Origin of the sequence: Aliiroseovarius sp. M344 (assembly GCF_025140835.1) — a bacterium.
Taxonomy (GTDB): Bacteria; Pseudomonadota; Alphaproteobacteria; order Rhodobacterales; family Rhodobacteraceae; genus Aliiroseovarius.
In genome coordinates this window covers 2165487-2178737 of record NZ_CP081153.1, presented here as the reverse complement: position 1 = coordinate 2178737, position 13251 = coordinate 2165487, and the positions used below count along the sequence as shown (strand labels likewise).

Sequence of the window (13251 nt, the reverse complement as noted above, 5' to 3'; positions counted from 1 at the left end):
GCTGCGACCCGTCCAGAAAATGCGATTGAACCTTAAGGATCCGCCATGAGCTATAAGTCCGACATCCAAATTGCCCGCGAAGCGAAAAAACGCCCGATCCAAGAAATTGGGGACAAGCTGGGCATTCCGACCGAACACCTGCTGCCCTTCGGCCACGATAAGGCAAAGGTCAGCCAGGAATTCATCAACTCGGTTCAGTCCAAGAAAGATGGCAAGCTGATCCTTGTCACCGCGATCAACCCAACGCCCGCCGGTGAAGGCAAGACCACCACGACCGTAGGTCTGGGTGATGGTCTGAACCGGATCGGCAAAAAGGCGATGGTCTGCATTCGCGAAGCGTCACTGGGGCCAAACTTCGGTATGAAAGGTGGGGCTGCCGGTGGCGGGTACGCGCAGATCGTCCCGATGGAGGATATGAACCTTCATTTTACCGGCGATTTTCACGCCATCACCTCGGCGCATTCGCTGCTGGCGGCGATGATCGACAACCACATCTATTGGGGCAATGAGCTTGAGATTGACGAACGCCGTATTGCGTGGCGCCGTGTCGTCGACATGAACGACCGCGCGCTGCGTGATATCGTGGTTTCTCTGGGCGGTGTGTCAAACGGGTTCGCACGTCAGACTGGCTATGACATCACGGTGGCGTCCGAAGTAATGGCGATCCTATGTCTGTCCAACAATCTGGCGGACCTGCAAAAGCGTCTGGGCGACATCATTGTGGCCTATACACGCGAACGTAAGGCGATTTATTGCCGCGACATCGGGGCCGATGGCGCGATGACTGTGCTTCTGAAAGATGCGATGCAGCCGAACCTCGTGCAGACGCTGGAAAACAACCCAGCCTTCGTGCATGGCGGCCCGTTTGCCAACATCGCGCATGGTTGTAACTCGGTTATCGCAACCAAGACCGCGATGAAACTGACAGATTACGTTGTCACCGAAGCTGGTTTCGGGGCCGATCTGGGCGCCGAGAAATTCATGAACATCAAGTGCCGCAAGGCAGGAATTTCGCCCAGCGTCGTCGTGCTGGTGGCCACCGTGCGTGCGATGAAGATGAATGGCGGCGTGTCGAAAGCCGATTTGGGTGCTGAGAATGTAGAGGCCGTTCAAGCCGGTTGCCCCAACCTTGGACGTCATATCGAAAACCTGAAATCCTTTGGTGTGCCGGTCGTCGTCGCGATCAACCATTTCGTCACCGATACAGACGCCGAAGTGCAGGCTGTGAAAGACTATGTAGATAGTCATGGGTCCGAAGCTATCCTGTCGCGCCATTGGGAATTGGGCTCGGAGGGGTCAGCGGATCTTGCAAAACGTGTGGCCGAAGTGGCCGATGCGGATGTTGCCAGCTTTGCGCCCATCTATCCCGATGAGATGCCGCTGATGGAGAAAATCGAAACCATCGCCAAGCGGATCTATCGCGCCGACGAGGTTTTGGCCGACGCCAAGATCCGCAATCAGTTGAAAGACTGGGAAGCGGCGGGATACGGCAACCTGCCGGTCTGTATGGCAAAGACTCAGTATAGCTTCTCGACCGATCCATCGCTGCGCGGTGCGCCCACTGGCCATTCTGTGCCCGTGCGCGAGGTGCGCTTGTCTGCAGGCGCTGGTTTCATCGTTGTGGTCTGCGGCGAGATCATGACCATGCCGGGTCTTCCACGCGCACCCGCGGCCTTGACTATTGGTTTGAACGCAGACGGCGAAATCGAAGGTCTGTTCTGATCGAAGGGGCGCGGCGCGCTCAAGCGCCGCGCCTTGTTGCAATTGACAATGGTCAATGCCGGGGCGATGGAAAGGCCGTTGAAGAAGGCCAAAGGTCGGTCAGAGCACGCCAGATTCTTGTCGTCTCGACCTGCCAAATATGGACATACGAGGAGAGTGGGCGATGACAGCTCAGATCATTGATGGCAAAGCTTTCGCGGCCACGGTACGCGAAAAGGTCGCTGCCCATGTGGCGCGTATCAAAGACGAAAGCGGAATTACCCCCGGTCTGGCCGTTGTGTTGGTGGGCGAAGATCCCGCAAGCCAAGTCTATGTCCGCTCAAAGGGCAAGCAGACCGTCGAAGTGGGCATGAACAGCTATGAGCATAAGCTTGAGGCTGACACCTCCGAAGCCGATCTGCTGGCGCTGATCGACAAGTTGAACACCGACCCCGCAGTGCATGGTATTTTGGTGCAACTGCCGTTGCCCAGCCACCTGAACGAAGACCTTGTGATCAACTCGATTGATCCTGCGAAAGATGTCGACGGGTTCCATATCTCGAATGTTGGCCTGCTGGGAACGGGCCAGAAGTCCATGGTGCCCTGCACGCCGTTGGGCTGCCTGATGATGTTGCGCGACCATCATGGGTCATTGTCGGGCCTGAATGCAGTGGTCATCGGTCGCTCGAATATTGTTGGCAAGCCAATGGCGCAATTGCTGCTGGGCGACAGCTGCACCGTCACCATCGCGCACAGCCGCACCAAAGACCTGCCCGAGGTCGTCCGGCGTGCGGATATCGTCGTGGCCGCTGTCGGTCGGGCCGAAATGGTACCGGGCGAGTGGATCAAAGACGGTGCGACCGTGATTGATGTGGGCATCAACCGCATCGACGCGCCAGAGAAGGGCGAGGGCAAGACCCGCCTTGTGGGCGATGTGCATTTTGACAGTGCGGCGAAGGTTGCGGGCGCAATCACCCCTGTGCCCGGTGGCGTTGGTCCGATGACGATTGCCTGCCTGCTGGCCAATACCCTGACGGCTTGCTGCCGTGCAAATGGACTGGTCGAACCAGAGGGGCTGACGGCCTAAGAAACGGGTGATCACGGCATCACGGGGGGGCAGGTTCAGATTTGCCCCTTTTTTTCTTGCGGATCAGAGTGTTGCAGACATAGCACTCTGATTATTCGGCCAAATATTTTTTCTCACACCTGCTAATAATCTGTTAATCTTCACGACGCGAACGCGACGCAAAAAAAGTCGCGAGCAATTGAGCAGTCGATAGCGACCACAGAGTCGCACGAAAGGGCGCCTTCACGTGGCGCTGCAGGTACAGCATGTCTATTTCAATATATGGTGCGTTCCGCACCAATACGACGATGTCGGCCAATACGGCGACCTATGCCACGATAGGGTCGACGTTTCAGATCAATTCTTACAGCAAAATCTCGATCACGGATGGCGGTGACAGTTCAATCATTACGGGCGATACTGTCGTCAACGAGACGCCGAATGACCCCAGCCAGACCTACAATGGCGAAGTCATCATCTGGGATTACACCATTCAGGTCACGGATGGGACCAATACCTACGAAGTGGGGGTGATGGATTGGGACATAAACGGCAGTGGAAACTACCAATGGCCGACTGCGGAGCAAGGCTATTACATTGCGTTTTTGAATGCCAATATCCCGCCCCTGAATACCACCCTCACAGTTGTTGCTGTTACCAATAATGGCCCTTCAATCCCGGTCAGTTCAATCGTGCCCTGTTTTGTGACAGGCACGATGATCGACACGCCAGCCGGCGCGCGAAAGATCGAAACGCTGGACGTTGGCGACGAGGTGCTGACACTGGACAATGGCCCGCAGAAAATCCGCTGGATCGGCAAGCGGGACCTCAGCCTTCGCGAGCTTTTGAAGAAGCCGAAACTGACGCCGATCCGGATCAAGGCCGGGGCGCTTGGCGCGAATTTGCCGTTGCGCGATCTGTGCGTGTCGCCGCAACATCGTGTGTTGGTGCGGTCACCCATCGCAAAACGCATGTTTGGCAAGGAAGAGACGCTGATCCCGGCGCACAAGCTGGTCGACATTCCCGGCATTTTTACTGACACCGTCGATGCGCCGGTGACCTATATGCACATGCTGTTTGACAGCCACGAAATCGTTTTCTCTGAAGGCGCCCCGACCGAAAGCCTGTTCACTGGGAAAGAAGCCTTAAAGAGTGTTGGCGACGACGCCTATAACGAGATTATTACGTTGTTTCCCGAGTTGGTCGCATCAGACTATCTGCCTGCGATGGCGCGGTTCTGCCCACCCAAAGGCAAACACATGAAGACCTTGGTGCGGCGTCATGCGTCCAATAGAAAGCCTTTGTTGGCGGTGCATTAAGCTGGCAAAAGCGATGTCTCAGTCCGGTGATCTTCGCCGCGACCAGCGCCATCAGGTTTTGCGAGGTGAAGCGCTGCCAGATGCGCGTGTTGGTGCCTTGGCGCACGGTTATCATGGGCGAAACCGAGTGTTGCAGACTTAGCACTCTGCTTTTGCGGGAAAAATATTTCGATTCGCGCCTGAAAATATTCTGTTAACCTTTTCAACGTTAACGCGACGCAAAAAAGTCGCGGGCAATTGAGCAGTCGATAGCGACCACAGAGTCGCACGAAAGGGCGCCGCCAAGAGGCGCTGCAGGTACAGCATGTCCGTTTCCATATATGGTGCGTTCCGCACCGATACGACGATGTCGAAGTTTACGGCTAAGCTCGCGACGATAGGGTCGTCGTTTGAACTCGGGTCTTACAGCAAGATCACGATCGAAGACGGTAGTGATGGTACTGTTGTGACCGGTGACAGCGGTCAGGATGAAAACCCGAACGATGCAGGACAGACCTATAATGGCGAAGTCATCATCTGGGATTATACCATTCAGATAACCGACGGAACGAACACCTATGAAATTGGTGTCTTGGACTGGGATGCCAACGGCAATGGCAAGATCCAGGGCACGTCTGTCGAACAAGGTTATTTCATTGCGTTCCTGAACGGACAGGTGCCGCCGACCAATACGACGTTCACCGTGGTAGCTGTCACGAATGACGGACCCTCGATTCCTGTCAGTTCAATCGTGCCCTGTTTTGTGACAGGCACGATGATCGACACGCCAGCCGGCGCGCGAAAGATCGAAACGCTGGACGTTGGCGACGAGGTGCTGACACTGGACAATGGCCCGCAGAAAATCCGCTGGATCGGCAAGCGGGACCTCAGCCTTCGCGAGCTTTTGAAGAAGCCGAAACTGACGCCGATCCGGATCAAGGCCGGGGCGCTTGGCGCGAATTTGCCGTTGCGCGATCTGTGCGTGTCGCCGCAACATCGTGTGTTGGTGCGGTCACCCATCGCAAAGCGCATGTTTGGCAAGGAAGAGACGCTGATCCCGGCGCACAAGCTGGTCGACATTCCCGGCATCTTTACTGACACCGTCAATGCGCCGGTGACCTATATGCACATGCTGTTTGACAGCCACGAGATTGTATTCTCTGAAGGCGCCCCGACCGAAAGCCTGTTCACAGGGAAAGAAGCCCTAAAGAGCGTTGGCGACGACGCGTATAACGAGATTATCTCGTTGTTTCCCGAGTTGCTCGCGTCGGACTATCTGCCAGCAATGGCGCGGTTCTGCCCACCCAAAGGCAAGCACATGAAGACCTTGGTGCGGCGTCATGTGTCCAATAGAAAGCCGTTGCTGGCGGTACAGTAAGCCATTGGCGTGGCGCTTTACATTCAGTCATTAAAGTTGGGCGCGCGTTTCTGCAGGCCTGCCATCACCGCTTCCATTTGGTTGGGCTTGCCCATCAGGGCCTCTTGCGCATGGCTTTCCGCGACCAACGTCTCTTTCCACCCCATCAGTTCGGTGTCGCGGATCAATGCCTTCGCGGCGCGAATTGCGTCGGGTGACTTCCCAGCGATCTCGGCGGCAAGGGCGTGTGCGCGATCCAGCGGCGCGTCGGTCAGTTCGGTCACAAACCCCCAGTCAAGTGCTTGTGGCGCTTCGAATTGCTCGGCAGAGTAAGTCAGCTTGCGGATCACGTCGCCGCGCGCCAACCGCCGCATCAACACCATGCCCCCCATGTCAGGGATGATGCCCCAACGGCCTTCCATGATCGAAAACCGCGTGTCCGGTGCGGCAATCCGCATGTCTGCGCCCAGCATGATCTGGAACGCGCCGCCGAAAGCATAGCCGTGTACGGCGGCGATCACCGGTTGCGGCATCTCAGCCCAGACCATCGATGCGGCTTGAAACAAGTTGGAGTTGCCATGCGTGCGTTCAAGAAACACGTCGCCCTGCATTGCGAATTTCGCGATTTCCGGCAATGCTGCCAAGTCCAGCCCTGCAGAAAAAGCTTGTCCGTCACCGGTCAGAACGACGGCGCGGATATCCTTGCGCGCGCCTAGCGTTTCGCCCGCGTCCACGATGGCGCGGATCATCTCCAAATCCAGCGCGTTCCGCTTGTCGGCACGGGTCAGGGTGACTGTGGCCACGTGATTGTCTTCGGTAATGCGTACGCGGTCAGACATGGGGTTCTCCTCTTTGGGCTTGGGGCAGAGTGTGGCGCGTGTCAGTGGCCGCGCCAACCGTCACGTTGCGGCAGGTGGCGCGGAGACCGGAACCATCGTGCCCAAAAGCTTGGCGATCAATGTGCGTTGCCCGTCCTGTTCGGCCCAGACGTCGGCTTCGACTGGGATCAGGCGGCGACCAATGCGTAAAACACGACCTTCCGCGACAAGCTTGTTTCCTTTGGCCGGCGCGAGCAGATTGATCTTGATCTCAGAGGTCAGAACTTCTTGGCCCTCGGCCATCACCGCAAGCGCGGCATAGCCAGCCGCCGTATCCCCCAAGGCAAAGGTCAGCGCAGCGTGACCAAAGCCATGCTGCTGGCGCATTGTGTCAGGGATCGGCGCGGTTATCTGGCAATAGCCATGCTGCAAACCGGTGATCTCGGCGCCGATCAGCGTCATCAGGTTTTGCGACGCGAAGCTTTCGCGGATTTTCGCGATCGTGTCTGGTGGTAAGTCTGTCATGTGCGATCCTGGTTGTCGTCAAAGACTAACACAGGCGGCGAAGGTGCGACGTGGAACGTGGCGTCACACGGCCTACCGGGGCATTGGGATCGGCTGGGGCGGGTCGCCCAGCAGCACCGCGATGGCCTCGGGCCGCATCAATCGAGACAGCACAGAATGGTCTGACCACAGGCCGCCTGTATAGGTGCCATAGGACGGCATAATGACCCGGTCGCCGTCAAAAAGCATACAAGGGCGACTGACCGTGCGCCCTTTGACGTGCAATTTCGCCTTGGGGTGAAAGTGGCCGGTAATCTCGCCCGATGCGCCCACCCGTGCGATGTGGCGGAAGTAAAGCGGGGGGCGTAAAAGCTCTGCCAGATGGGTGCCCGCGAATTCGATGGGGCCGGGGTCGTGGTTGCCTTCGATCCATACCCAGCGGCGTCCGGCCATCAGCCGGGCCAGCCACAAGGCTTCGGTTTCCGGCAAGTTTTCTGACGCTTCGACATCGTCGAAACTGTCGCCCAGACAAACAACCGTGCGTGCGCCCGAAGTCTCGATATCGGTTTGCAGCCGGTGCAAGGTGTCGCGGGTCTCATAAGGCGGCAGGATCGCGCCACCATTGCGCGCCAACCGTTCCGATTTCCCAAGATGCAGGTCCGAGACGCATAATAGCTTCTGATCCGGCCACCAGAGCGCACCGGACGGCAACAACGTCAGTTTCACCCCCGTGAAAATGAACTCATACCCCTTCATACGTTCTTCCAAGTCGATTTTCTGCCCCAATGCAAGCTATTCCTGCATACCATGCATCATGCCAGCCCGGCCTCTATCATGAGGCGATCAGCTTCGGCCCGCATCAGGGCCTCGACCCCGGTTCCTTCGACTGGCACTTTGCCAACCTCAAGGAACAATGGGGCGGCAAACGGCGTCACGCGGCCCGGATGAACGTGGTCAATTAATCCGCCCGTACGCGCCAACATCTCGTCAATCCGGCCAAACCCGATTAACCCACGCATCGCTTCGTCCCGCGTGATCGACAACAGCAGGTGGTCGGGGTCGTACTTCCTGAGCGTGTCATAGAGGATGTCGGCCGAAAACGTCGCCTGCCGCCCAGAGGATCGCTTCCCCGGTAGATTTCGGGTGATCATGCCCGCGATGGTGGCCGCACCTTTGAAGCTGCGTTTCATCAACGCGTTCTCGGCCAGCCACCCGTCCAGCCCGTCGCGCAGCCCTGAAGCGTCCAGCGCTTTCGCAGGATTGTCCAGATGGGACACGGACCAGATCAGCGTGGCATAATCGGTGGCGACAAAACCCAGCGGGCCAAGCCCTGCGTCCTCCATCCAGCGTGTCACCATCAATCCCAGTGTTTGCTGCGCGTTCTTACCTGCAAAGCCATAGATGCAGGTGTGTGGACGATCCTCGTGATCGAAGCTTTCGACAAGGATGCGGCCTGCACGTGGCAACTGACTGACCTCGCGCTGCAATGCGATCCAGTCGAGTGTATGGTGGGGTAAATCGGGCAAGCGTGGGCGGCGCAGAAGATCCAGAATACGTTCGGACAGTTGCGTCGAGGTCGAGAACTTGGTGCCAGAAAACACGGCGAGTTTCGGCTTGCGCCCCCGGTCGCGACTGACTTGCACCTCCATCTCGCGCAGGGTTTCGAACCGCACGATCTTGCCGCCCATCAGAAACGTATCACCGGGCACCAGCGAGGCGGCGAAGCTTTCCTCAACCTCACCCAGCGGTTTGCCGGCCGAGGCACCGGACCGCCCTTTCATCCGCACTTTCAATGTGTCGGTGTCGATGATCGTGCCAATGTTCATTCGCACTTGTTGTGTCAGACGCGGATCGCGCAACTGCCACAGCCCGTCGGCGCGTTGCATCAGCCGCTGCCACCGGTCATAGGCGCGCAAGGCGTAGCCACCTGTGGCCACGAAATCCAGACAGGCGTCGAACTCGGCGCGTGACAAGTCGGCATAGGGGCCCGCGGTTGTCACCTCGTCAAACAGTGCGGTGGCGTCGAAGGGGCCTGAACACGCGGTGATCAGGATATGCTGGCACAAGACGTCGCGCGGGCCGGGGCCGCGCGGATCGCCATCAAGGTCATGGGCCAGCACCGCCTCGATCGCCGCGTGGCATTCGATCACCTCCCAGCGGTTGGCCGGTAGGATCAGCGCTTTGGAGGGCGCGTTGTAGCGGTGATTGGCCCGTCCGATGCGTTGCACAAGCCGTTTGACGTTCTTGGGCGCCCCAACCTGAATGACAAGATCGACATCACCCCAATCCAGCCCAAGGTCCAACGACCCCGTGCAGACCACCGCGCGCAACGCACTCGCCACCATCGCTGCCTCGACCTTTTTACGTTGTTCCAGCGCCAGCGATCCGTGGTGAATGCCAATCGGCAGGGCGGCTTCATTGGCCAGCCAAAGCTCGTGGAAAAAGATCTCGGCTTGCGCGCGCGTGTTGTGAAAAATCAGCGTGGTCTTGTGGCGCGCGACCGCGTCCAGCACCTCGCGGATGGCATAGCGTCCGCCGCCGCCAGACCACGGGGGCGGTGTTTGCGTCGTCAGCATCGAGATGTCAGGGTCAGGGCCGGGGTCGGCTTCGATTATGTCGCATTGCGCCGGATATGGCGCGAGGAACGTAGCCAAGGCGGGTGGATCTTCGACCGTGGCGGACAGCCCGACACGTTGCAAGCCGGGGCAGAGCGCCGACAGACGCGACAGGCACAGCATCAGCTGATCGCCGCGTTTGCTTTCCGCCAGTGCGTGCAACTCGTCCACCACCACACGTTTCAGACCCGCGAACATGCGCGGTGCATCTTCATAACTCAACAGAAGTGCGAGGCTTTCGGGCGTGGTCAGCAGGATATGCGGCGGGTCGGCGCGTTGCGCTTTCTTGCGGGTCTGGGTGGTGTCGCCAGACCGATCTTCGACCCGGACAGCTATGCCCATTTCCTCGATCGGGGTCATCAGGTTGCGCCGCATATCCGCCGCAAGCGCCTTGAGCGGCGAGATATAAAGCGTGTGCAATCCCGGCTCTGGCGCGTCACCCAGTTCGACCAGGCTTGGCAAAAACCCGGCCAGCGTCTTGCCGCCCCCGGTGGGTGCTATCAATATCACGGCAGGTTCATGCGCGCGCGCCAGCATCGCCTGTTGGTGCGGATGCGGGGTCCAGCCGCGCTGAGCGAACCAGCGGTCAAAGGTTGGGGGCAGGGTGGTCATGCGGGCAGGATAGGAAATGGCGCGCGGCGTGAACATGCCCGAAATGCACGCGGCTAAAAAAAGGGCGACATGCGGTTAGCCGCAGGTCGCCCTTGGTGGTCCGTTGGAATGGAGTTCTAGTGCACGATTTCCTCTTCTTTCACGAACATGTTTTCCCATGCGCGGTCGATCAGGTCCGGGGTCATTTGGGGGGGGATCCCCTCAAAATCACAGATCGACAGCATCTGGTCGATCAGGAACACCGGCTGATAGTTGGCATAGATGTTGTCGATTGTCGGATATTTGGTCTTCAGCAGATGCACCAAGGCATCTTGCGAAAGCGGTATCCCTTTTTTCTTTGCGACCATGGCAAAGATTTTCAGGAAACCTTCCTGATCCGGCCCGTCGATCTTGATCTTATAGAAAATCCGGCGCAGCGCCGCCTTATCGAAGATCTTGTTTGGGTGGAAGTTGGTTGAGAAGATCACCAGCGTGTCAAATGGCACCTCGAATTTCTCGCCCGATTGCAGGGCCAGAATATCTTTGTTTTCTTCCAGTGGAACAATCCAGCGGTTGATCAGCGCCTGGGGCGGATCGGCTTGGCGGCCAAGGTCGTCGACGATAAACACGCCGCCTGAGGATTTGAGCTGCAGCGAAGCCGTATACGTCCGCGCGGTCGGGTTATACACCAGATCGAGCATGTCGAGCGTCAATTCACCGCCGGTGATCACGGTCGGGCGTTCACACAACACATAGCGGCGGTCGTGTTTTTTCGTGACACGGCGCAGCGCGTTGGGGTCGCCCTCGGCCTCTTCGGCCAAGGTGTGGACGATCGGATCATAGACGGTAATCACCTGACCGGAATATTCGATGGCGCGGGGGACGTAGATTTTGTCGCCCAACGCATCCCGAATCCCGTTCGAGATCGAGGATTTACCGTTGCCCGGCGGGCCATACATCAGGATGGATCGACCAGAGCCAACCGCGGGTCCAAGCTGGTCCAGCAGATCAGGCGGCAAGATCAAGTGACCCATCGCGCCCGTCAATTGTTCGCGGGACATGTGAATGTTGCGGATCGACTGACGCTTCACCTGCTTGGCATAGACTTCCATCGGAACAGGCATCGCGCCGAAATACTCGGATTGCGACAGCGCATCCAAAGCGCGCGCTTTGCCGCTGTCTGACAGCCTATAGCCCATTTCCGATGATTTCGAACCCGCGTGCAGCGTGCCCATTGCCTCGACCAGCCCGCCGTCGCGGCTCATGTCGATCAGCTCCTGCACAACTCGGGCAGGCAGGCACAAAACCCGCTCTAGGTCTGTGACCTGTTCCAGATTGGTACGGAACATCGTTTTCAGCAGGATGTCCCGCATCATCACCAGCGACAGGCCGGTTTCGGACAGGCTCATCGCCGGTGGGGGGGCTATCATGTCCGTGCTATGTACATTCATTGTCATGCTCGATCTTATGTTGCGGTTTAAGACTGCCAAGTCAATAAATTGACCAAACAATTACAAAGCTTTGCCAAGCGCAGTATTGACGCTAATTTAGCTACAAAAGAATGAGGGCAGGTATGAGCGGAAATAAAGGCAAGTTTTTGGCAGCCTTCATGGCAAGCCTGTTGGGATTGTATGCTTTTGTGCTTCTTGCCAAGGGCGGCCTATTCATCAGCAAACATGAAGGCGACACGCTGCACCTGCTTCAGATGCTGTTGCGAATGGGCCAGGGGGACTGGCCACATTTGGATTTTGTCACCCCCATTGGGGTTCTGGCTTTTGCCCCCATCACAGTTTTCCTAGAGGCAGGCTTTGGCATAGGCCATGCCATTCATGCGGGTCAACTTCTTGTTGCGATTGTATTTTTTCCGCTCGCTTGGTGGGTGGCCAACACGCGTTTCGACGGGTTTTGGGCCGCGCTCTTCGCCGCGACAATCCTTATCTTCTCGGTGGCGCTGGTGTATGGCGAGGTCGATGACAGCGTCTCGATCTCGATGCATTACAACCGCTGGGCTTGGGCTGCGGCCTTCCTTGCCATCACGCCAGCGATCCTGCCGGGTCGTGATCAGACCTCGTTGCGGATGGATGGAATTGTGATCGGTGTGGCCATGGCCGTGATGGCGATGATCAAAGTGACCTATTTCGCTGCGTTCTTCATTCCGGTTCTTGTCGCCCTTTTCGCCCGCGGGGCAGGGCGCACGGTCGTCTGGGCGTTGCTGACCGGCATCATAATCGCGGCACTTGTGACGCTTTGGATCGGGACGCCGTTGATCTGGCTGGCTTATTTGCGTGATCTGCTGAATGTCGCAGCTTCCGATGTGCGGCCGCAACCGGGCCGCGATTTCGGCTACGTCGTCAGCGCGCCCGCGTATCTGGGCGGGTCGCTGATTGCGATTCTATCGGTGATTTTTCTGCGGCAGACCGGACGGATGACCGAAGGTATGGTCCTGCTGTTGCTATTGCCCGGTTTCTTCTATGTGACTTTTCAGAATTTCGGAAATGATCCGCAATGGTTGTGGCTGCTGGGGCTTTTGTTGATCGCGACGCGTCCGACGGGCCCTGTCTTCAATGGATTTGGTTGGGATCTACAAAAAGCGATCACCTTTTCGGCGGTTGCGGCTTTCGCCTTTGCGACCCCCAGTTTTCTGAACCTTGCCGCCAGCCCGTTTCGCCACCTTGCGACAGATGTAGAAAAATACGTCCCTCTTATGCCCGGCAGTGGCGTGCATGAGGACTTGCAGACCTTCGCCCCGCGCGCGGCACGGGTCGATGTGCGCCGGGCATTGGATGGCCCAGGATCGCTGTTCGCCGCGCTGTCTGACGATGAGGCGCGTGAAGACACCGATGTAATTTTTCAGGGTCGGGCGTTGGACTATTGCACGCTTGAACTTGGAATGGTGGTCTGGTTCCGGGCGGTTTCGGAAGACATCGTAGATTGGGCTGGTCCGGGAAAGGCGCTGTTCTCTGCTGATTTGCTGTCCAGCTATTGGCTCTATGCCGATCTGGCCCCGCTGCAAGGTGGCGCACCGTGGTATTACGGCGAACTCAGCGGGATCGAAAATGCCGACTATTTGCTAGTGCCAACTTGCCCACTCTCCGCCGACACCCGCAAAAAGATACTGGACGAGGTGTCAGGTCAGGACTGGATTGATCAAGTGACAGAGGTGCGAAAGACGCCCTATTACACGCTCTACAGTCTGCCGGGTGAGAAGCCGAAACCGGTCGACCCACCGGTTGATGAGAATGAAAGCGACTTATCAGCAGTCGATTAATCGGAAAGAATTATTCCAGTAAAACAAGCTGTT

General features: G+C 57.8%; 10 protein-coding genes. 5 read left to right on the top strand and 5 right to left on the bottom strand.

The genetic code is table 11. The annotated features are described in order from the left end of the window. Window positions 1-45 precede the first annotated feature (45 nt). The 4 genes from K3556_RS10590 to K3556_RS10575 all read left to right on the top strand — a co-directional run bounded on the left by K3556_RS10590 (window position 46) and on the right by K3556_RS10575 (window position 5443). A complete protein-coding gene (locus tag K3556_RS10590) occupies window positions 46-1722 on the top strand; it encodes a formate--tetrahydrofolate ligase (RefSeq protein ID WP_260516756.1) in 1677 nt (558 codons plus the stop codon). 163 nt (window positions 1723-1885) lie between these two features. Continuing rightward, window positions 1886-2788, top strand: a complete 903-nt coding sequence (gene folD / locus K3556_RS10585; RefSeq protein WP_260516755.1) for a bifunctional methylenetetrahydrofolate dehydrogenase/methenyltetrahydrofolate cyclohydrolase FolD — start codon at window positions 1886-1888, stop codon at window positions 2786-2788. Window positions 2789-3033: 245 nt separating this feature from the next. Then, complete coding sequence (locus tag K3556_RS10580) at window positions 3034-4086, top strand: Hint domain-containing protein (protein ID WP_260516754.1); 1053 nt, start codon at window positions 3034-3036, stop codon at window positions 4084-4086. Window positions 4087-4390: 304 nt separating this feature from the next. Beyond that, window positions 4391-5443, top strand: a complete 1053-nt coding sequence (locus K3556_RS10575) for a Hint domain-containing protein (RefSeq protein ID WP_260516753.1) — start codon at window positions 4391-4393, stop codon at window positions 5441-5443. A gap of 23 nt (window positions 5444-5466) precedes the next feature. Here the strand turns inward: K3556_RS10575 and K3556_RS10570 are convergent, their stop codons facing one another. The 5 genes from K3556_RS10570 to K3556_RS10550 form a co-directional block, all read right to left on the bottom strand. Beyond that, a complete protein-coding gene (locus tag K3556_RS10570; protein WP_260516752.1) occupies window positions 5467-6261 on the bottom strand; it encodes a crotonase/enoyl-CoA hydratase family protein in 795 nt (264 codons plus the stop codon). 60 nt (window positions 6262-6321) lie between these two features. Next, entirely contained in the window at window positions 6322-6765 is a 444-nt protein-coding gene (locus tag K3556_RS10565; protein ID WP_260516751.1) for a PaaI family thioesterase, read from the bottom strand. A 72-nt stretch (window positions 6766-6837) separates the two neighbouring features. Then, window positions 6838-7500, bottom strand: a complete 663-nt coding sequence (gene pdeM, locus K3556_RS10560; protein WP_260516750.1) for a ligase-associated DNA damage response endonuclease PdeM — start codon at window positions 7498-7500, stop codon at window positions 6838-6840. Between the two features lie 56 nt (window positions 7501-7556). Continuing rightward, window positions 7557-9971, bottom strand: coding sequence for a ligase-associated DNA damage response DEXH box helicase (locus K3556_RS10555; protein ID WP_260519229.1), 2415 nt, complete (start codon window positions 9969-9971; stop codon window positions 7557-7559). A 116-nt stretch (window positions 9972-10087) separates the two neighbouring features. Further along, window positions 10088-11401, bottom strand: coding sequence for an ATPase (locus tag K3556_RS10550; protein ID WP_260519228.1), 1314 nt, complete (start codon window positions 11399-11401; stop codon window positions 10088-10090). 122 nt (window positions 11402-11523) lie between these two features. On the opposite strand from K3556_RS10550, the gene K3556_RS10545 reads away from it, so the two are divergent. Further along, a complete protein-coding gene (locus K3556_RS10545) occupies window positions 11524-13218 on the top strand; it encodes a hypothetical protein (protein WP_260516749.1) in 1695 nt (564 codons plus the stop codon). Window positions 13219-13251: the final 33 nt, after the last annotated feature.